Annotated in this window: 23 protein-coding genes; 10 read left to right on the forward strand and 13 right to left on the reverse strand. The window is 74.8% G+C overall.

Features of this window, described 5'->3' with window-relative positions:
* Positions 1 to 125 precede the first annotated feature (125 nt).
* On the forward strand, positions 126 to 644 hold the full coding sequence (locus BX266_RS31240; protein ID WP_099905331.1) for an RNA polymerase sigma factor: 519 nt from the start codon (positions 126 to 128) through the stop codon (positions 642 to 644).
* On the opposite strand, the gene BX266_RS31245 is transcribed toward BX266_RS31240, so the two are convergent.
* Positions 630 to 1115 (reverse strand): hypothetical protein, encoded by a 486-nt coding sequence (locus BX266_RS31245; RefSeq protein WP_099905333.1) that lies wholly within the window; start codon positions 1113 to 1115, stop codon positions 630 to 632. The genes BX266_RS31240 and BX266_RS31245 overlap by 15 nt on opposite strands.
* 55 nt (positions 1116 to 1170) lie before the next feature.
* Positions 1171 to 2391: an alanine racemase gene (locus BX266_RS31250; RefSeq protein ID WP_099905335.1), complete on the reverse strand. Its 1221-nt coding sequence runs from the start codon at positions 2389 to 2391 to the stop codon at positions 1171 to 1173.
* A gap of 113 nt (positions 2392 to 2504) precedes the next feature.
* On the opposite strand from BX266_RS31250, the gene BX266_RS31255 reads away from it, so the two are divergent.
* Positions 2505 to 2948, forward strand: a complete 444-nt coding sequence (locus BX266_RS31255) for a hypothetical protein (RefSeq protein WP_099905337.1) — start codon at positions 2505 to 2507, stop codon at positions 2946 to 2948.
* Positions 2949 to 2954: 6 nt separating this feature from the next.
* Here BX266_RS31255 and BX266_RS31260 read toward each other — a convergent pair whose 3' ends face one another.
* Together BX266_RS31260 and BX266_RS31265 are read right to left on the reverse strand one after the other, a co-directional pair.
* Complete coding sequence (locus BX266_RS31260) at positions 2955 to 4043, reverse strand: ABC transporter substrate-binding protein (protein WP_259464942.1); 1089 nt, start codon at positions 4041 to 4043, stop codon at positions 2955 to 2957.
* A 133-nt stretch (positions 4044 to 4176) separates the two neighbouring features.
* Positions 4177 to 4863 (reverse strand): serine hydrolase, encoded by a 687-nt coding sequence (locus BX266_RS31265; protein ID WP_099905341.1) that lies wholly within the window; start codon positions 4861 to 4863, stop codon positions 4177 to 4179.
* 90 nt (positions 4864 to 4953) lie between these two features.
* On the opposite strand from BX266_RS31265, the gene BX266_RS31270 reads away from it, so the two are divergent.
* The 5 genes from BX266_RS31270 to BX266_RS31295 all read left to right on the forward strand — a co-directional run bounded on the left by BX266_RS31270 (position 4954) and on the right by BX266_RS31295 (position 8848).
* Positions 4954 to 5688 carry an SseB family protein gene (locus BX266_RS31270; RefSeq protein WP_099905343.1) on the forward strand — a complete coding sequence of 245 codons (735 nt, stop codon included), beginning with the start codon at positions 4954 to 4956 and terminating at the stop codon, positions 5686 to 5688.
* 313 nt (positions 5689 to 6001) lie between these two features.
* The gene (locus tag BX266_RS31275) at positions 6002 to 6805 is read left to right on the forward strand and encodes a MerR family DNA-binding protein (RefSeq protein WP_310794843.1); all 804 of its coding nucleotides are present in this window, start codon (positions 6002 to 6004) and stop codon (positions 6803 to 6805) included.
* Positions 6802 to 7098, forward strand: coding sequence for a hypothetical protein (locus BX266_RS31280; RefSeq protein WP_259464943.1), 297 nt, complete (start codon positions 6802 to 6804; stop codon positions 7096 to 7098). The genes BX266_RS31275 and BX266_RS31280 overlap by 4 nt, the downstream gene beginning before the upstream one ends.
* Positions 7099 to 7515: 417 nt before the next feature.
* Entirely contained in the window at positions 7516 to 8073 is a 558-nt protein-coding gene (locus BX266_RS31290; RefSeq protein WP_099905347.1) for an AAA family ATPase, read from the forward strand.
* Between the two features lie 67 nt (positions 8074 to 8140).
* Positions 8141 to 8848 (forward strand): GNAT family N-acetyltransferase, encoded by a 708-nt coding sequence (locus BX266_RS31295; protein ID WP_099905349.1) that lies wholly within the window; start codon positions 8141 to 8143, stop codon positions 8846 to 8848.
* 160 nt (positions 8849 to 9008) lie between these two features.
* Here the strand turns inward: BX266_RS31295 and BX266_RS31300 are convergent, their stop codons facing one another.
* Positions 9009 to 9200 (reverse strand): DUF5999 family protein, encoded by a 192-nt coding sequence (locus BX266_RS31300; protein WP_099905351.1) that lies wholly within the window; start codon positions 9198 to 9200, stop codon positions 9009 to 9011.
* 377 nt (positions 9201 to 9577) lie between these two features.
* Complete coding sequence (locus BX266_RS31305) at positions 9578 to 10225, reverse strand: hypothetical protein (protein WP_099905353.1); 648 nt, start codon at positions 10223 to 10225, stop codon at positions 9578 to 9580.
* A gap of 370 nt (positions 10226 to 10595) precedes the next feature.
* Between BX266_RS31305 and BX266_RS31310 the strand changes: the two genes are divergently transcribed.
* The 3 genes from BX266_RS31310 to BX266_RS31320 all read left to right on the forward strand — a co-directional run bounded on the left by BX266_RS31310 (position 10596) and on the right by BX266_RS31320 (position 13367).
* A complete protein-coding gene (locus BX266_RS31310) occupies positions 10596 to 12095 on the forward strand; it encodes a glutamate--cysteine ligase (protein ID WP_099905355.1) in 1500 nt (499 codons plus the stop codon).
* 125 nt (positions 12096 to 12220) lie between these two features.
* Positions 12221 to 13006 (forward strand): CPBP family intramembrane glutamic endopeptidase, encoded by a 786-nt coding sequence (locus BX266_RS31315; RefSeq protein ID WP_099905357.1) that lies wholly within the window; start codon positions 12221 to 12223, stop codon positions 13004 to 13006.
* 91 nt (positions 13007 to 13097) lie between these two features.
* Positions 13098 to 13367, forward strand: a complete 270-nt coding sequence (locus tag BX266_RS31320) for a hypothetical protein (RefSeq protein ID WP_099905359.1) — start codon at positions 13098 to 13100, stop codon at positions 13365 to 13367.
* 7 nt (positions 13368 to 13374) lie between these two features.
* On the opposite strand, the gene BX266_RS31325 is transcribed toward BX266_RS31320, so the two are convergent.
* From BX266_RS31325 to BX266_RS31355, 7 genes are all read right to left on the reverse strand, one after another.
* On the reverse strand, positions 13375 to 13893 hold the full coding sequence (locus BX266_RS31325; protein WP_099905361.1) for an HAD domain-containing protein: 519 nt from the start codon (positions 13891 to 13893) through the stop codon (positions 13375 to 13377).
* Between the two features lie 81 nt (positions 13894 to 13974).
* On the reverse strand, positions 13975 to 15240 hold the full coding sequence (locus tag BX266_RS31330) for an MFS transporter (RefSeq protein ID WP_099905363.1): 1266 nt from the start codon (positions 15238 to 15240) through the stop codon (positions 13975 to 13977).
* Positions 15241 to 15293: 53 nt separating this feature from the next.
* Positions 15294 to 15824 carry a GNAT family N-acetyltransferase gene (locus BX266_RS31335; protein ID WP_099905365.1) on the reverse strand — a complete coding sequence of 177 codons (531 nt, stop codon included), beginning with the start codon at positions 15822 to 15824 and terminating at the stop codon, positions 15294 to 15296.
* A 79-nt stretch (positions 15825 to 15903) separates the two neighbouring features.
* Positions 15904 to 16596 (reverse strand): dienelactone hydrolase family protein, encoded by a 693-nt coding sequence (locus BX266_RS31340; RefSeq protein ID WP_099905367.1) that lies wholly within the window; start codon positions 16594 to 16596, stop codon positions 15904 to 15906.
* A gap of 159 nt (positions 16597 to 16755) precedes the next feature.
* Positions 16756 to 18117, reverse strand: a complete 1362-nt coding sequence (locus BX266_RS31345; RefSeq protein WP_180290686.1) for a sugar porter family MFS transporter — start codon at positions 18115 to 18117, stop codon at positions 16756 to 16758.
* A gap of 154 nt (positions 18118 to 18271) precedes the next feature.
* Positions 18272 to 18967, reverse strand: coding sequence for an FMN-binding negative transcriptional regulator (locus tag BX266_RS31350; protein WP_099905369.1), 696 nt, complete (start codon positions 18965 to 18967; stop codon positions 18272 to 18274).
* The gene (locus BX266_RS31355; RefSeq protein ID WP_099905371.1) at positions 18961 to 19629 is read right to left on the reverse strand and encodes a pyridoxamine 5'-phosphate oxidase family protein; all 669 of its coding nucleotides are present in this window, start codon (positions 19627 to 19629) and stop codon (positions 18961 to 18963) included. Before BX266_RS31355 ends, BX266_RS31350 begins: the two co-directional genes overlap by 7 nt.
* Position 19630: the final 1 nt, after the last annotated feature.

The raw sequence follows: 19630 nt of genomic DNA on the forward strand, positions 1-19630 counted from the left end.
GTGACCGGCCGCGTATCGTCGGCGACCGGGCGGCGTGCGCGGCGGACGGGCGTGAAGGCGGCCGGTGCGCGGGATGCCCGCCCGGCAGGTGGCGGGCGCACGGCGGTGACGGGGGAGCGGTGCCGATGGAGGACGGGACGGCTGCCGGGCTGGTGCGCCGGGCGCAGCGCGGCGACCTGCTGGCGAGGGACGAACTGCTCACCCTGCTCACCCCGCACGTCGCCCGGATCTGCGCCCCGATCGCCCGCCAGGACGCCGCCGACGCCACCCAGGAGACGCTGCTCGCCGTCCTCCGCAACCTGCGCCAACTCCGCGCCCCTGAGGCCCTGTTCGGCTGGGTGAAGGCGATCGCCGTCCGCGAGTCGGTGCGGGTCGCCGCCCGGGCCGGGCGCACTCCACCGGTCGACCCGGCCACCGCCGACGGCGCATCCGGGCCGTCCGACCCCCAGCTCGCCGCCGACCTCCGCGACGTCGTGGCCCGGCTTCCGCCCGCACACCGGGCCGTACTGACGCTCCGTCACCTCGAAGACCTCGACGAACGCACCGTCGCCGCGCTGCTCGACCTCCCGGTCGGCACCGTGCGCTCCCGCCTGCACCGTGCCCGGGCGCTGCTCCGCCGGGCCTGGTCCTCACCCGAGGGGTGAGGCGCCCGCCGGGCCGCACACCCGCCGCTCCAGCCGGTCCATCAGCAGCTCGGCGCGCCGGCGGGCCCGGCCCGGCAGCCGGCGGGTGATCGGGCCCACGACGGGTAGCCGCACCCCACCGAACAGGGCGAACCGGACCCGCCCGTCCGCCAGCGCCTCGGCCGCCATCCCGCCGACCACCGCCCGCGACTGCATCAGGCACCAGCCGGGACGGAGCACCACCTCGAAGCGCTCCCGATACCCGAGCGCGCTCACCGCCACCGCACCGGACCGGTCGCCCCCGCCCGGCCCCGCCTCCATCCTGAAGGAGCGCAACCCGCCGATCAGGAGCGGGAGTTCACCCTCCAGATCGGCCGCCACGGGCCAGACCCGGTCGAACGGCGCGGCCAGCACCCGCTCCGCGACCATCGGGTACCCCCCGGCCTCCGCCAGCACCCGCAGCCGCCGCACCGGGCCGAACCCGCTCTCCACCGCCCACCCCCGTCGCCGTCCGCAGGCCCTCACGCTACCGCCGGGCCGCCGGGCGTCAGAGGAAGGTGTGCCCCTCGCCGCGGTAGGTGGGGACGGTGGCGGTGATCGCGTCGCCCTCGATCAGGTGCAACTCCGGGAAGCGCTCGCACAGTTCGCCGGCCTTGGCGTGCCGGAACCAGACCCGGTCGCCGATCAGCAGGTCGTCCGCCGGCGAACCCAGCAGCGGGGTCTGCACCTCGCCCGCGCCCTCCTGCGGGTCGTAGCGCAGGCCGGCCGGCAGGTAGGGGACGGGGGAGCGGTCCGCGCCGGCCGGGCCGGAGGCCGGGTAGCCGCCGCCGAGCACCGTCACCACGCCGACCCCGGGCCGGCGGACCACGGGCTGGGCGAACAGCGCGGCCGGACGGCCCTGGAACGCCCGGTAGTTGTCGAACAGCCGGGGGACGAACAGACCCGAACCGGCCGCCACCTCGGTCACCGCGGGCTCCGCCACGGTGGACTCCACGCTGCCCGTGCCGCCACCGTTGACGTACTCCAACTCGGCGACCTGACGCACCCGTCGGACCACCTCGGCGCGCCGCTGCGCCAGCTCCGCCCGAGCCTTCGCCTGCATCAGCCGCACCGCCGCCGAGCGCAGCGGACGCCCCGGCACCGCGTCCCCGACCCCGGCGACGTGGCCCTCGTACGCCATCAGGCCGACCACCTCGAACCCCCGGCGGGCGGTGACCAGTTCGGCGAACCGGCCGAGCTGCTCGGGCGTGCGCAGCGGCGAGCGCCGCGCCCCGACCCGGATCCGCCCACCGAGCAACTGCAGCGAGGTGTCCAGCTCCAGGCAGACCCGGACCGTCGCGGAACCCTCGCGGGCCGCGTCGATCAGGTCCAGCTGCGCCACGTCGTCGACCACCACGCTGACCTGGCGCGCCAGTTCCGGATCGGCCGTCAACTGCCCGAACGCGGCCCGGTCCGCCGACGGGTACGCCAGCAGCACGTCCGTGAACCCGGACCGCACCAGCCACAGCGTCTCCGCCATCGTGAAGCTCATGACGCCCGCGAAGCCGTCCATCGCCAGCACCCGCTCCAGCAGCGCCCGGCAGCGCACCGACTTGGACGCCACCCGCACCGGCTTGCCCGCCGCGCGCCGCACCAGATCCGCCGCGTTGGCGTCGAACGCCGCCAGGTCGACGATCGCCAGCGGCGCGTCGAGGTGCGCCGTCGCCCGGTCGTACCGGGCCCGGTCGGTGACAGTGCCGCTGGTCGCGGTGGTTTCAGCGAGTGCCATGGGCGCAGACTGCCACATCCCCCTACTGGGCGGTAGATCCCGAGGTCCCCGAATCCACCGTGCCGCACGGCCCCGGCCGGTACCCTTCCGGCGGCGCAGCGGCGAGGTGGCGGGTGGGGACGATCCTGAAAGGCCTGCACCGCGTCCGCCGGCACGAACTACAACACGCGAACCGCCCCGCCGAGGCCGTGCCCGGCCTGCTGGGGCGACTCGCCCGGGGTGACGGGACGACTGCCGAAGCCGCACTCGACGACCTCGGCCTCCGGCTCGCCCACCTCGCGGTGTTAGACGCGACGGTCGCCGCCGTCCCGCACCTGTGGGACCTCGCCGCGACGCGGACGGTCCGCGCCCGCCCCGGCGTGCTCGCCCTGCTGAACTCGGTGCCGGCCCACGGCGGCCCGCCCCGCGCCGAGGTCCAGCGGGCCGCACACCTCGCCGTCCGGCAGGGCCGCGCCACCGCGGACCGCCTGACCCGGGACGCCGACCCGGCGGTCGCCGCCGCGCACGAACTGCTCGCGGAGACCGACGGCCACCGCTGCGAGACCTGCGAGAGGTGATCGGCCCTACGGCCGGGCCGTGTGCCGGACCCGGAACCGGACCGGGTCGGCCGGGTCCCGGTCCACCACCTGGACCGGCGGCCACGCCCACTGCCACACCCCGGTCCCCGGCGTGCGGGAGAACCGGATCGTCCCCCGGGTGCCCTCCACCGCCACCTCCGCCCAGCCGTCGGCGATCGCCGCCCGGTCCGGGCCGTGCACCCGCAGCAGCTCGGCCAGCACGGTCACCGTGTCGTGACCCTCGAACGCGACGAACGACGGTTCACCGCCCAGGAGTTCACGCAGTGCGCGCGCCACCCGGCGGCCCCGCCCGTCGAACCGCTCGGGCAGGTAGCGCAGGAACGGGACACCCGCGCCGTCCTCGCCCAGCAGCTCCGCCCAGTCCGCCAACTCCGGCTGCCCGGCCGGGGCGCCGAGCAGCACGCCCGCCGACCGGGGGTCGCGGCGCACCGCCCGCACCAGCGACACCGCCGGCTCCGGGTGGCCGACCAGCAGCAGGAGCGCCGTCGCCCCGTCGGCCGCCAGCGCCTCGCAGACCCCGTCCGGGCCGAGCTCGCGCGCATCGAGCGCGAGCAGGCTGCCGCCGCGGCCGGCCAGCCGCTCGCGCAGGATCCCCGTCCCCGCCGCCCAGTAGACGCCGGGGTCGGCGACCACCGCGATCCGGCGGTGCCCCCCGTCGAGCAGGAAGTCCGCGTACGTCCGCCAGCCGTGCGACTGGGTCGGCGCGACCCGCGCCACCCACCGCGACGGGCCGTCCGTCAGCGCGTCCAGCACCGCCGAGGAACACAGGTACGGCACCCCGAGCGCCTCCGCCCGTCCGGCCAGCGCCCGCGCCACCACGCTGTGGTACTCCCCGGCCAGCGCCACCACCCCGAGCTCCGCCAGCTCCGCCACCGCCGCCACGGCCCGCTCCGGATCCGCCGCGGTGTCCCGCACCACCAGCTGCAGCGGCCGCCCGCCGATCCCCCCGCCCTCGTTGACCTCCCGAACACCCAGCTCCAACCCCGCCAACAGCTGACGCCCCGCCCCGACCCACCCCGGCCGACTCAACGGAACCAACGCCCCGACCCGCACCGACACCCCGTCACCCCGCACCGCTGCTCTCCCCTTCCACCCACCCGCGCCCGGCCGGGCCACCCGCTGTGCACCCGCCCCGCGACCCGCCAGGCGGCCAACGCGCGGCGCCGGCTCCCCGTTCCGCTCACCCGCACCTGCAACGGGACACCGGCTACGCGCCCGTCCCGCGGCACGCCCGGGCCGCCCCGCACGCCCGGACCGCCCCGCATGCCGCCGACTCCACCGCGGCGACGCCCTCCGCCAGCGACGGCCAGCCGTCGGAGAGCACCGCGACCAGCACCGACCGCCCCCCGTCCGCGGCCACCGCGCCGGTGCTGTTGACCACCCACAGGCCCGTCGCGGTCCGCGGCAGCCAGCCGTTCTTCAGACGGGCCCGGCCCCCGCCGGCCGCCGACACCCCCCACGCCTGCTCCGGTACCACCCGCCCCAGCAGCCCCGCCAACCAGCGCCGCCCGCCCGGCTCCAGCGACCCGCCGCCCACGAACACCTGCCGCAACAACCGCACCCGGTCCGCGGCGGTCGTACCGGTCAGCCCCCAGTACCCGTCCCGCCCGGCCACGGTCTCCACCAGCCCGAGGGCCCGGTACGCCGCGTCCAGACCGGCCGCGCCGCCCACCTCCCGGTACAGCTCGCTCGCCGCCGCATTGTCACTGCGCACCACCGCCAGCTCCGCCGCGGCCCGCTGATGCTCGGTCAGCCCGCCGAGGCCGCCGCGGTGCAGCAACAGCGCGGCCACCAGGTCCACCTTCACCACGCTCGCCGTCACGAACACCCCCGCCCCACGCGCCACCGCCACCCCCGTCCCCGCCACCACCGCGGCCACCGCGACCCTCCCCACCGCTCCTCCTCCGCCTCGCCCGGCCCACCGCCTCCGGCCCGCCCCCACACCCTCGTCGGGATCGGCATCAACGTGGCATAGGCTCGCAGGGTGGACCGCAAGAACATCCCCAACCCCGGGTTCGCCGAGGACGACGGCACGGCCGACCCCGCCCTCGCCGCCGCCCTCGTCGCCTGGCAGCAGGACCCGTCCGCCGAGCCGGACCTGCTGGCCGCGCTGACGCCCAGCCGCCTGATGGTGCCGATCGTGGCGCTGCTCGGCGAGGTGGAGGTCGACGAGCACGGCCACCAGCACGAGAAGACCAGCGACATGGCGGTGCCGGTCCTGGAGGCCGCCGACGGCCGCCGCGCTCTCCCCGCCTTCACCTCCCTCGCGACCATGACCCGCTGGCGCGCGGACGCCCGCCCCGCTCCCGTGGTCGCTCCGCAGGCCGCGATGGTCGCCTACTCGGAGCGTGCCGACACCTTGCTGATCGACCCGGCCGGCCCGGTCAGTTACCGGCTGAGCGGCGCCCGCCTGCGCGCCGTCGCCGAGAACCGGCCCTACCTGCCGCCGCACCTCGACCCCGAGGTCCACCGCGCCCTGCGTCAACTCCTCGCCGCCGTACCGGAGATCGCCGCCGCCCACCTGGCCCCGGCCACCGACGCGGACGCCACCCTCGCCCTGGTCCTCACCGACCCCGGCGCCGACCCCCGCCCGCTCGCCACCCACCTCGGCCCCGCCCTCGCCGCCGACCCCACCCTCCGCCTCCGCCTCGACCAGGGCCTCCAACTGGCCTTCCTCGCCGAGCAGCTCGACCAACAGCCGTTCTACCTCCGTCCCTGACCTGGCCTTACAGGTCGGAACTGCCGACCGTGAGCGACTCCGTCGACCGCAGGTCTGATCGGCCTGAGGTGGCGCTCCACGTCAGATCTGCCGGGCGGCCTCTGAGCTCGGTCAGCATGGAACGGCCCGTCCGTCCGTCGGTCGGTGCTGCCTCCCTGACGGATCCCGGCCGGGGGAGGCGAGCGGAGGGATCGTCCGGGCTTGACCTTCGACTCGGGTGGAAGGTTTAGCGTCGGCGCTGTGACGAGCTACCGCATATCGCAGCTCGCCGAGCGCTCCGGCGACCACGCTGCGCTTCTACGAGAGCGCCGGCCTGCTACCGGCCGAGCGGACCCCGGCCGGGTACCGCGTGTACGGGCAACAGGCGGTGGAGCGGCTGGAGTTCATCTCCTCGGCGAAGCTGCTGGGCCTGCCGCTGGAGGAGATCCGGGGCCTGCTCGACGTCCGCGAGCAGGGCGCGTGCGCACCGGTCCGCTCGCGGATGCGGGCACTGGTCGCGGACCGGATCGCCGACACCGACGCCCGCATCGCCGAACTGACCGCCTTCTCCGCCCGCCTGGCCGACGTCCACGCCACCCTCGAAGGCCCCGCCCCCGCCGGCGCCTGCGGCCCCCAGCGCGGCTGCACCGGCAACCCCGCCACCGGAGCGACCCTGCACCTCTCGCCCACTCGCACCCTCGCCCACCCCGAACCCGGAACCGGCCACGACCGTCCCGAGGTCGCCCCCGAATCCGACCCCGCCCGCGACTCCGGGCCCCACGCCGGGGCCGGCTCCAACTCCGGGCCCGATCAGGGTGCGGAGCCGGCGGAGGCGTGGCGGCAGGCCCCGGTGGCGTGCACGCTCGGCGGTGAACGGCTCGGCGCGCGTGTCGCCCAGTGGCAGGAGCTGATCGCCGAGGCCGTGGGCCGCGAGACGATCCCCGACGGGTTGCGGCTGACCTTCCCCGCGCACCCCGGTCTGGTGGGCCGGCTCGCCGAACTCGCCACAGCCGAACAGGGCTGCTGCGCGTTCTTCGACTTCACCCTCCGGCTCACCCCCTCCACCGTGCACCTGTCCGTGCGCGCCCCCGAGGAGGGCGCCGAGCTGCTGGCCGACCTGTTCGGAGTGACCTCATGACCTCCACCCCCGCCCGCCCGGCCCGCCCTTGGGCCCTCCTCGGCGCCGGCACGGCCGCGCCGGCCGCGTGCGCGGGCCCGCTGCTGGCGGTGCTGGGTGGCGTCGGCGCGCTCTCCGCGATCGGCGCCCTGTGGATGCCGGCCCTCGCCATCACCGCCGCGGCCGCCGCCATCGGCCTGGTGGTCGTCCGCCGTCGCCGCCGGAGGGCGGCGTGCTCGACGGCCCCGGCGAAGGCCGACCTCGGCATGCCCTCGCTCCGCCCGCCCGACCATGGCCCCACCGCACCTCGGTAGCGGACCACTCCTCAACACCGGTGCGGTACATGCCATTTCCGGTCAAAAGGGATGACAGCGCCGGGCTCGGCGTCTACGGTCTGCACACAGCCCGCAGCGGAGCGCCCGAATCCGCGGGGCTGCCGCCCGAGCCCGTCCCGGGGCGACCCACACGCGCAGGGACGGTGCGGCGGCCGGCGGAGCAGCGGCCGGCCGACGCCCGGCCTCCGGAGTGCGCGCCCTCCCCTGTCGTGTGCGCACCGGGGGCCGGGTCAGCGCCGCCGCCGATCTCGACTCCGTCTCAGTCGCCGTCTCAGCCCCGGTCCGAGCGCCCGTCCGAGCCGCCGTCGCCGTCGCCGTCGCCGTCGCCGTCTCCGGTGCGGCACCGGAGACGAAGCGCCCCCGACGCACCGTCAGCGCCGCTACCGTGGCCGGGTGATGACTGTGCTGGTGAACGGCCTGCCGGGGGCGGGCAAGAGCACGCTGGCCCGGGCCCTCGCGGCGGAGCTCGGCCTCCCGCTGTTCAGCAGGGACGCGGTGAAGGAGACCCTGGCCGACCGCCTCGCCGAGGCCCGCGCACCCGGTACCGGCGACCGCGAGTGGAGCCGCCTGCTGGGGGTCGCCGCCGCCGAGACGCTCTGGACGCTGCTGCGTGACGCTCGCGGTGCCGCCGTCCTGGAGTCGCCGTGGCTCGGCGCCGAGCTGCGCCCGGTGGTCCGGGCCGGCCTGACCGGGGCGGGGGTCGGCGAGCCGCAGGAGGTCTGGTGCGAGGTCCCGGTCGCGCTGGCCCGCCGTCGCTACGAAGCCCGCACCGCCGCCCGCCACCCCGTGCACGCCGAACCGCCCGGCACGTTCGACGGCCGCTGGGCTGCCTGGGCCCGCGACGCCCACCCGCTGGCCCTCGGGCCCGTCCACCGGGTCGACACCGCGGGCCCGGTGGACGTCCGCGCGCTGGCTGCCGCGCTCACCGCCTCCGCCGCCGGAAAACCCGCATGACGGCCCTCGCCCGCCCTGTGTAATATTCAAAACTGAAGAGAGACCATTACAGATCTGGAGAGTGCCCATGCTCGACGACGCCACCGTCCCCGAACTCGTCCGGGCCTGGATTAGCGGCTGGACGGTCTCCCGCGGCGCCGCCGACCCGCACCCGGAGCCCTGGGGCTGGAGCATCGACGTCGGCCAGGCCCGCCACGTGTGGCGGCACGTGCTCCCCGCCCCCGTGGAGGCGGACGTCCGCAAGCTCACCGACGGCACCACCGTTCCCTGGACGTGGCTCAAGCTGTTCGCCGAGGACGAGCAGGTCATGCCGTGGATCGGCCCGGGCTGGCACCAGGACGGCCCCGGCCACCTGATGACCCGTCCGCTGCGCCCCGAGCAGACCGCCGTCCCGGCCGGTTACCGGGTCACCACCTGGAGCCGCGGCGGCGTGGTCCGCGCCATGATCCGCACCACCGACGGGGAGTTCGCCGCCCGCGGCCAGATCGGTCTCGGCCCCGCCACCCCGCTGGCCGGCCGGGTGGACGTCCCGCTGCTCGCCGTCGCCGACCAGATCGAGACCGCCCCCGCGCACCGCCGCCGCGGCCTCGGCTCGGTGCTGATGCGCACCCTGCAGAACGAGGCGCACGCGGCCGGCGCGCGCACCGCCCTGCTGGTCGGCACCACCGAGGGCCGCGCCCTCTACAGCAGCCTCGGCTGGACCCTGCGTTCCCCGATGGCCAGCCTCTGGTACGACCCGTCGACGCCCACCGGCCGCCCGCACGGCGGCTCCTGACCCCCGCCCGGAGGCCCACCGGCCGCCCGAGCCGCGGCTCCTGACCCGCCGACGGGTGTCGTGGGGTCCGGCAGCGGCAGCTGTCCGCGAACACGCCGCTGCCCGCCCGGAGGGCACACCCCGGGCGGGCAGCGGGGGAGTCGAGGAGGGAGCGAAGCGCTCAGGCCGCGATCAGCAAGGTCCGGCGCGGGGCGATCACCCGGCCGTCCGGCAGCAGCTCACCGGTGTCGTCGAACAGCAGCACCCCGTTGCACAGCAGGCTCCAGCCCTGCTCGGGGTGGCGGGCCACCGGCACGGCGGCCTCGCGGTCCGCCGAGTCCGCGGTCGGACAGTCGGTTCGGTGCTGGCACATCCTTGTACCTCGCTTCGCTCGGATTCTCGCCGCCGCCCGGCCGCCCCCTCGGGTGCCGCTCCGCCGGCGGGCAGAGATTGTGCACCGAATCGGGTGTGAAACGGCGTCAGCCGGGTAGGACGATTGGTCCTCCTCCCGACCGACACCAGTGTCCGACTCCGCGGGCGTTCGCGCAGGCATTTGGTGACATGCGCCACAGAAGAACGGCCGAGATCACCCGACCGGGCGGCCGTCGGTCCGATCCGCGCACAGACGGGCCATGTCGGACCGATCCGATCGGATCAGTTCGCCATGGCCCGTCCGGGTGGTACCGGGTAGTGCCGGGTAGTACCGGATCAGTACGGGGCTCGGAGTCGGTGCCGCAGGTTCGCGGGCGGTCAGCCGATCAGTGCGGTGGGGCGCGCCGCGGGGGAGCGCTCCAGCCGGGCCAGCAGTTCGGCGGCGGGCAGCACCTGATGCCCCGCCACCCCGAGCGGCGCGGGCGCCAGCGGGATCATCAGGTCCTCCCCGGGCAACGCGCTGTGCAGCCAGAGGGCCGACGCGTAGTGCTCGGGCAGCGAGAGCAGCCGGGGCTCGAACCGGCTCGGCGAGCCCTGGGTGAGCTGCCAGGCCTGGCGCAGCGCCCGGACCGTGGAGTCCAGGTACGGCCCGGCGGTGACGTGCGAGAAGACCGGGCCGGCGGGGCCGATGTTCACCTCGGCGGCGGCCACCACCGCGTCCAGCCCCTCCTCGCTGAACTCGCCGGCGCGGGAGGGGGCCGGCGAGTTCGGCGCCTCGGCGGGGGAGGGGGCGCCGTCCGGCTCGTCGCGGCGCAGCAGGAACCGCCACCCGGTGCCTTCGGCGCCGGCGAGCCGGGGCGCGGGCCCGCGCAGCACGTGGACGGGGAGCGCGAGCAGCGGCTGCGGGCGGCCGGCGGCATGGCGCAGGACGGCCGCCGCGGACGGCGGCAGCCCGCCCTCGTGGACCAGGGCGGCGAGCACGGCGCGCTGTGCGCCGGCCGGGGGCTGGGGCAGGTGCAAGGTCATGGCTGAGTCGCCTCTCCGTGCGAGATCGGCGTGCTGATGCGGCATACCGGCGTGGCGTCGAGATGAGGGCCTGGCCGTGTCCGGTTGAGCATGAGCGCCGAGTGGGTGGGCGGGTCGTCGACGAGCCCACCCGGGGAAAAGGAAGGGGTGTCTCGGACGGCCTTGTCCGGGCCTGAGCGGCGTGCGAATTCTACTCGAACAGGTGCGCAGGGTGACCTTCATATCACGTTCCGTGGTGCCGCACAAGTCGGGGTCCAGCTGAATGGGCGTCAGAAAGCCTGTCTCGTCCGGGTGTTCGCATCGTGGGCTATCGATCTTCCGGCTGGGCATGATGCTCAGGCACTGTCGACCGAGGGGAGGGAAGGCACCCGTGGGCGAGAAGGTCGTGGCGACCCGGGCGGAGCTGGCCGACCGGCAGCTGTACCGCCGCAAGCTGCAGTCCTGTCTGGACGTGCTGGAGCGGATGCTCAGGGAGGAGCGGTTCGACCGCCCGAAGGCCATGATGGGCCTGGAGATCGAGCTGAACCTGGCCGACGAGCAGGGCCGGCCGATGCTCGCCAACGAACGGGTGCTGGACGCGATCGCCTCCGCGGACTTCCAGACCGAGCTCGGCCGGTTCAACATCGAGGTGAACGTCGCCCCGCGCCGGCTGAGCGGGCACGTGTTCGAGGACCTGCGCGAGGAACTGGACACCGGCCTGCGCTACGCGGACCGGCGGGCCGCCGACGCGGGTGCCCGGATCGTGATGGTCGGCATCCTGCCGACCCTCGACCTGGAGCACGCCGGGCTGGACGCGATGAGCCACAACGACCGGTACAGCCTGCTCAGCGAGCAGATCCTGGCCGCCCGCGGCGAGGACATCGCGCTGGACATCGACGGCGTGGAGCGCCTCGCGGTGGACTCGGTGTCGATGGTCGCGGAGGCCGCCGCCACCTCGCTGCAACTGCACCTGCAGGTCACCCCGGCCCGGTTCGCCTCGGTGTGGAACGCCGCCCAGGCGATCTGCGGCGTCCAGCTCGCGCTCGGCGCGAACTCGCCGTTCCTGTTCGGCCGGGAGCTGTGGCGGGAGACCCGCCCGGTGCTGTTCCAGCAGGCCTGCGACACCCGCTCGGCCGAGCTCAAGGCCCAGGGCGTGCGCCCCATCACCTGGTTCGGGGAGCGCTGGGTGGACTCCGCGCTGGACCTGTTCGCCGAGAACCTGCGGTACTTCCCGGCGCTGCTGCCGATCTGCGACGACGAGGACCCGGTCAAGGTGCTGTCCTCCGGCGGCGTCCCCCGGCTCGGCGAGATGCGCCTGCACAACGGCACCATCTACCGCTGGAACCGGCCCGTGTACGACGTCGCCGACGGCATCGCCCACCTGCGGGTGGAGAACCGCTGCCTGCCGGCCGGCCCGACCGTCGCCGACACCCTCGCCAACGCCGCCTTCTACTACGGCCTGGTCCGGGTGCTCGCCGAGCAGTCCCGCCCGATCTGGAGCAGGCTGCCGTTCGACCGGGCCGACCAGAACTTCCAGCAGGGCGCCCGCCACGGCATCGACGCCGTCCAGTGGTGGCCGCGCTCCGGCCGCGGCGCCCGCGGCCTGGCCGAACTGCCCGCCACCGACCTGGTGCTGAACGAACTGCTGCCGCTGGCCCACCAGGGTCTGGACGAGTGGGGCATCGAGGCCCGCGACCGGGACCGCTACCTGGGCATCATCGAGCAGCGCTGCCTGCGCCGCACCAACGGCGCCGCCTGGCAGGCCGCCACCGTGCACCGGCTGCGCGAGCACCACAACCTCGACCCGAACGCCGCGATAGCCGCCATGACCCGCCGCTACATCGAGTGCATGCGCACCGGCGAGCCCGTGCACACCTGGCCGGTCGACTGAGCCCCGCCCCGCGGGCGGACACACGCGCGCCGGCGTTTCAGGAACGGCTCATCTTCCTGTGAAAGGATGATCGGCCCGGGGACAGCAGCGAGCTCCGGGCCGATCCACCGCCCTCGGGGAGACCAGTGACCACCGCCTCGGCCGAGCCCACCGACACCAAGCCCCTCTCGCGCCGGCTGCTGGCCGCCGAACTGCTGATCGTCCTCGGGCTCTCGCTCGGCGCCAGCGGCGTCACCGCGTTGATCAGCTTCGTCGGCTCGCTCACCGAACCCGTCGCGCTCGGCAAGCAGGTCGCCACCCTCAACGCCTCCCGCGCCCCGGGCCGCCCCTGGCTCGACCTCGCCTGGCAGCTGTACTACGTCGCCCGCGGCCTGATGCCCGTCGTCCTGGTCGGCTACCTGCTGGTCCGCGAGGGCTCCTCGCTGCGCGCCCTCGGCTTCGACCTGCGCCGCAAACTCTCCGACCTCGGCCGCGGCGCCCTGGTCGCCGCCTGCATCGGCGGCTCCGGCCTCGCCCTGTACCTCGGCGCGCAGGCCGCCGGCTTCAACCTCACCGTCGCCCCCTCCGGCCTGCCCGACGTGTGGTGGCGGATCCCCGTCCTGATCGCCTCCGCCTGGCAGAACGCCATTCTGGAGGAGGTCATCGTGGTCGGCTACCTGCTGCGCCGGCTGACCCAACTCGGCTGGTCCTGGCCCGCGATGGTGATCGCCAGCTCCGTGCTGCGCGGCTCCTACCACCTGTACCAGGGCGTCGGCGGCCTGGTCGGCAACATGGTGATGGGCGTGGTGTTCTGCCTGCTCTACCGCCGCTGGAAGCGGGTCGGCCCGCTGGTCGCCGCGCACGGCCTGATCGACACCGTCGCCTTCGTCGGCTACGCGCTGCTCGCCGGCCACGTCAGCTGGCTGCCCTGACCCCGGCCCCGCCGCCGGGCTGACGGACTGTCAGTCGCCCTCAGTAGGGTGACGGCCGACCCGGGAGCACCGGGCGGAACGGGAGCGGCACATGGACGGGCGGACGGGCTGGCACGGCGACCGGGACCGGGCCCGCCGGATCGCGGACGCGCTGCACCGGCTGACCGGCCGCCCCCCGGTGGCCCACCGCACCCGCACGGGCGCCACCCGGCTGTTCGTCCGGGTCACCGAACAGCCCGACGACGCGCAGGCGCTCGCCCTGCTCCGGGTCCTCGGCCTCGGCGACCGCTTCGGTCACAGCGACACCGCCCGCTGGGAGCGCCTCTGGGTGGAGATCGCCGCCCCGCCGCCCCGCCGCTGACGGCGGGTCAGCAGGCCCACGGGTTCGGCCAGGCCCGCGACGGCGGATGCCGCAGCAGCCGGTCCACGTGCTCGCGCCGCAGACCGTGCGCCGGATCGATCCGCAGCAGCACCCGGTCCGCCCGCAGCACGCTGCGCCGCACCAGCCTCGGCGGGATGCAGTCGTCGACCCAGGCGAACGGGCGGCCCTGCGCGTGCCGCAGGATCGGCGCCCACTTGTGCGCGGAGAACAGCTCCATCAGCGGGACCCGCGGATCGCCCGGCTGCGGCACGTAGCCGCTGAACACCACCACCGGCAGTTCCGGCAGGCCGAGCAGCGGCGCGATGTGCGCGTTCGCCTGCTCCTCCCAGGTGGTCGCCCACACCAGCTCGTAGTGGGCGGCGAGTTCGCGCAGCCACTCCCCGTGGCGCGGCGACAGCAGCACCGAGTAGCCCAGCAGGGTGTGCGGGTCGAAGCCGTCGTCGGGGTGCGGGAACACCGGGTTCAGCACCCCGTCGACGTCAAGGTACAGCAGTGGTTTGCCCATTCGGCTTCCTCCCCCGGGTCGCGACCTGTCATCTGGTCGGACGAGCCGCGGGCGCGGGAGGTTGCAAGCTGTCAGCGACTGTCACCCGGAAGTGGCCGGTTCCGGTTCGCGCGTCGCGGCCGGCGCCTGCGGGAGCGCGCGCTCCAACCGCCGGACCTCCGGCACCAGCAGCACCGCCGCGGCCAGCGCCAGGCACACCGCCGAGCACGCCCACAGCGCGCCCGTGATCCCCAGCGCCTTCGCCACCGGACCGGCCAGCGCCGTCCCCGCGGGCATCAGCGCGAACGAACCGAACGAGTCGTAGGCCGACACCCGCGACAGCAGCTCCTCCGGGATCTCCTGCTGCAGCGTCACCATCCAGCCCACCACGAACACCGTGATGCCCACGCCGGAGAGGAACATCGCGGCCACCACCGGCACCAGCGGCAGGCCCAGCGCCAGGGCCAGCGCGGGCATCCCGAACAGGAACACCCCGCCGTTGCCCACCAGCAGCATCCGCCGCGGCTGCCAGCGCGCCATCAGGAACCCGCTCAGCACCATGCCCGCGCTCATCGCCGCCATCGCCACGCCCCAGGACCCGGCGCCGCCCATCCGCTCCTTGGCGATGGTCGGCCCGTACACCGCCTCCACGGCCAGCACGCACGCGTTGATCAGCGAGAACTGCACCACGATCGACCACAGCCACTGCCGCGAGCGGAACTCCTGCCACCCGACCCGCAGTTCGTGCACCAGCCCGGGCCTCGCCGGCCCCCGGTCGGCGGACACGTCGTCCAGGCCCACCCGGAGCGCCGCGGCGGCCGCGAAGCACCCGGCGTCGACCACCAGCACCCAGCCCGGCCCGACCGCCGCGACCAGCACGCCGCCGAGCGCCGCGCCCGCGATCTGCGAGCCGTTCATCGCCATCTTGAACACCGAGAACGCCTTCGCGGCGTGCTCCGCCGGCACCGTCCCCAGGATCACGCCCTCCGCGGCGGGTGCGTAGAACGCCTGGCCCGCGCCGCCCGCCGCCGACAGCAGCAGCAGCGCCCACAGGCTCGGATGCCCGATCAGCACCAGCGCCGCCAGCACCGCCTGCGACCCGGCGTTGAACACGTTCGCGCCGACCATCACCAGGTGCCGCGGCAGCCGGTCCGCGACCGCGCCGCCGACCAGCAGCAGCACCACCAGCGGCACGGTGCGCGCGGCCGTCACGTACCCGACCTCGGTCTCGTGCCAGCCCTGGCCGGCGTTCAGCACGGCGAACGCGGTGGCGATCGGGGCCGCGGCGTTGCCGAAGCCGCTCACCACCGTCGCGGCGGTCTGGATGCGGTAGTTGCGGCCGGCCCAGGCCGGATCGAAGATCTGCACCGCCCGACGATGTACCTGCCAGGGCGCCGCTGTCCACGGGTTTTTCGCGCCGCCTAGCCCTTCCACTCGCGGGCGAGCAGCCCCAGCACCACCTCGTCGGCGAACCGGCCCAGCACCCACCCGGCCTCGCGGATCGTGCCCTCGACCGTGAAGCCCGCCCGGCGGGCCGTCGCGATCATCGCCGCGTTGTCGGACAGCGTCTCCACCTGCACCCGGTTCAGCCCGCGCACCTCGAACGCGTACCGGCACAGCAACCGCACCACGTCCGCCCCCAGTCCGCGCCCGCGGAACGACGGGCGCAGCGAGATCCCGATGTGCGCCGCCCGGCTGTGCGTCTGGATCCCCCACAGCAGCGCCTCGCCGGCCAGCTCGCCGCCGGCCCGCTCCACCACCGAGAACACCGCCGCATCGGCCATCGGCTCCCGCACCCGGAACGGCGACTGCCCCGACTCCACCGAGACGGGCTGCCACGGCCGCGAATCGGCCCGCGACCGCATCACCACGTCCTCGTACAGCTCCTCGTGCAGGACGGCCACGTCACTCTCGGCCCGCGCCCGCAGCGCGACCTTCTCCCCGATCAACATGCCCCCTGCTTAGCACCCCCTCCGCGCCCGAACCACCGAATAACGCCCCGGCGCCGCTCCGGCCGGAGGCGGCGCCCCGTCAGCCGAGGTGCCCCCACAGGAAGCTGACGGTGCGCCGCCAGGCGATCTCGGCCTGCAGCGGGTCGTAGCTGCTCGGGGTCTTCTCGTCGTTCATGAACGCGTGCCCCGCCGGGTAGAAGTGGATCTCCGGTCGCCGCCCGGTCGCCTCGCCGATGCGGACGGCGGCCTCGTCGACCGCGTCGACGGGCAGCGAGGCGTCCTGTTCGCCGAAGTGGCCGAGGACGTGCGCGGTCAGGCCCCGGTAGTCGTAGTCCTCCTCGCCGGGCAGCCCGTAGAAGGGGACGACCGCGGCGACCCGGTCGCCCTCCTGCGCGGCGAGGCGCAGCGCCAGGCCGCCGCCCATGCAGAACCCGGCGACGCCGATCGTGTCGCCGACGGTCGCCGGGTGGTCGAGCAGGTGGCCGACGGCGGCGGAGAGCTCGGCCGCGGCCCGGTCGGCGGGGAGCTCGCGTTTCATCCGGGCGGCCTGCTCCCGGTCGTGGGTGACGACGCCGCCGTACAGGTCGGGCGCGAGGGCGACGAAGCCCTCCGCGGCGAACCGGTCGGTGAGGTCGGCGATGTGCCGGGTGAGGCCCCACCACTCCTGGATCAGCAGGACGCCCGGGCCGATCCCGGCGGGCGGCAGGACCAGGTAGCCGTGCAGGGTCCGGCCGGGGCCGGGGAAGGCGATGTTCTGGCGGGGAGCGCCCATGACCTCTCCGTCGGGACGGCCGCGCGGCGGCGGCTCGCTGGGGCAGCGTGGTTCGGCCGGCACTCCAGGCGCGGCGGGCGGCGGCATCCACGTCCGCCGCCCGCTTTCCTGACTCGGTGTCAGCAGTCGGTCAACAGTCAACAGCCTCTCGGGGCGGGTTCAGCCCATCTCCTCCAGCGCCTTGCCCTTGGTCTCCTTGATGCAGAAGGCCACGAACGGGATGGACAGCAGCGCGAAGCAGGCGTAGATGACGTACGTCGCCGACAGGTTCCAGTCGGAGAGGTTGGGGAAGCTGACGGTGATCGCCCAGTTGGCGATCCACTGCGCGGAGGCGGCCACCGACAGGGCGAGGGCGCGGATCCGGTTGGGGAACATCTCGCCGAGCAGCACCCAGACCACCACGCCCCAGGAGAAGGCGAAGCAGAACACGAAGACGTGGGCGGCGACCAGCGCCGTGGTGGCGTAGCTGTCGGCGAGGGTCGCGGTGTCACCGGTGCCCTCCCGGAAGGAGAACGCCCAGGCCGCGACCCCGAGCGCGGCGGCCATGCCCGCGGAGCCGGCCAGCGCCAGCGGCTTGCGGCCGATCCGGTCGACCAGCAGCATCGCGACGACGGTGCCGATGACGTTGACGATCGAGGTGGAGAGCGAGATCAGCAGCGAGTTGGACTCGTCGATGCCGACCGACTGCCACAGGAAGGAGGAGTAGTAGAAGATCACGTTGATGCCGACGAACTGCTGGAACACCGAGGCGCCGATGCCGACCCAGACGATCGGCAGCAGCCCGAACCGGCCGCCCAGCAGGTCCTTCAGGCGAGGTTTGTGCGCGGTGTTGAGGACGCCGCGGATCTCGGCGATCCGGGCGTCCAGGTCGACGTCGGCCCCCTCCACCTCGGCGAGCACCTTGCGGGCCTGCGCCTCCCGCCCGTCGGAGATCAGGTAGCGCGGCGACTCGGGGATGGACAGCGCCATCAGCCCGTAGATCACCGCGGGCACGGCCTCCACGCCGAGCATCCACTGCCAGGCCTGGACGCCGCCCAGGTGATTGGTGGACTCGCCGCCCGCGGCCTGGTTGAGCGCCCAGTTGGCGAGCTGCGAGACGGTGATGCCGAGCACGATCGCCATCTGCTGGAAGGAGGCCAGCCGGCCGCGGTACGCGGTCGGGGCGACCTCGGCGATGTAGGTCGGCGCGATCACCGAGGCGATGCCGATGGCGATGCCGCCCAGCACGCGCCACACCCCGAGCACCTGGATGCTGGGCGGGAACATCGAGCCGACGCCGCTGATCGCGAACAGTGCCGCGGCCAGCAGCATGGTCCGCACCCGGCCGAAGTGGTCGGCCAGCCAGCCGGCCACCACCGCGCCGCCGGCCGAGCCGAGCAGCGCGATGGCCACCACGAACGCGGTCTCGCCGTTGCCGACGCCGAAGTGCTTCTGGATGCCGGTGACCGCGCCGTTGATCACTGCACTGTCGTAGCCGAACAGGAACCCGCCCATCGCGGCGGCGGCGGAGATGAACACCACATGGCCGAGGTGCTCGTCCCGGACGGCGGAGTGGGTACCCAGTGGTCTCTCCCTACGTGACGATCCGTCCGGGTTGGGACGGAAATATCCGGAGGTAATTCGACCAGCGGTTACCCCGCCGCGCGCAGTCGACACGCCCGTAACCGATCAGCCGTCAGTCCGATGAACTGTCAGCGCCCCGCTGCGGCCCCACTCGCGCCGGCCCGCACGCCTGCTCGGCGCCCGCCGTCCGCAGCGCCATCCGCCGTAGCAGCTGCGCCCGCGCCCCCGCGTCCTGCGGGTTCCCGGTGGCGGCCGCGCGCTCGGCCAGCCGCTCGGCGACCTCGCCCTGCAGCTCCACCGGCTTCTTGTCGTCGTACTTGAACTTCGCCCGCACCCGGCGCACCGTCAGCCGCAGCCCGCGGAGCCCCGTCAGCATCGGCCCGTACGGCTCGGCGCCGGCCGTCACCCGGTCCTCGGGCCACTCGGGCTGGAAGTGCGCCAGCTGCCGGTTGAGGATCGCCGCCTTCCCGGCCGGGTCCTCGACCAGCTCGGCGGTGCAGGAGAACTGCACCGAGGCGTAGTAGCTGGTCGGCACGTAGGGGGCGCCGCGCCAGCGGCCCGGGGCGAAGGCGTAGTCGTCGGTGACGGCCAGCGTCACCCGCGGGTCGGCCCGCACCGCGGCCAGTAGCGGATTGGCCGCGGCCAGGTGCAGCAGCACCTCGCCCGCCCCGGCGTCCAGCAGGAAGTGCGTGGGCACCAGCACCGGGCCCTCGGGCCCGTTGGCGGCGAGCGTGCCGAAGTCGCGCCCGGCCGCCAGCCACTGCCGCCACTCGTCCTCCGCGCCCCGGTCCCAGCCGCGGATCAGCACGTCAACTCCTTCAGGTATCCCGGCAGTTCGACCGCGGTGTGCGGGGAGGGCAGCGGGTTGCCGTAGGCCGGGGCGACCGGCAGCACGCCCGCCCAGTAGGGCAGGTCGAGGTCCTCCTCCTCGTCGTTGACCCCGCCGGTCCGGGTCTTCGCCGACACCTGGTCCAGCTCCAGCCGGATCACCGCGGTGGCCGCCAGCTCCTTGGCGTTGCCCGGCCGGCAGTCCGCCGAGCGGCCCGGCACCACCTGCTCGACGATCGCGTCCAGCGCGCTGCGCAGCTCCTCCGGGTCGGTGACCTGGTACGCGGTGCCGTGCGCGACCACCGAGCGGTAGTTGACGGAGTGATGGAACGCCGACTTGGCCAGCACCAGCCCGTCCAGGTGCGTCACCGTCACGCACACCGGCAGGCCCTGCTCGTCCCGCGCGCCGCGCAGCGGGCGGCTGCCGGTGGAGCCGTGGACGTACAGCCGGTCGCCGACCCGCGCGTACAGGGTGGGCAGCACCACCGGCGCGCCGTCCCGGACGAAGCCCAGGTGGCACAGGTACCCGGCGTCGAGGATCGCGTGCACCGCGGCCTTGTCCCAGGCGGCCCGTTCCTTGCTCCGGGTCGGGGTGGTGCGATCGTTGCGGGTGTAGGACGGGGTGGACGACGCCTCCGACATG

Origin of the sequence: Streptomyces sp. TLI_171, from assembly GCF_003610255.1 — a bacterium.
In the GTDB taxonomy this organism is placed as follows: domain Bacteria; phylum Actinomycetota; class Actinomycetes; order Streptomycetales; family Streptomycetaceae; genus Kitasatospora.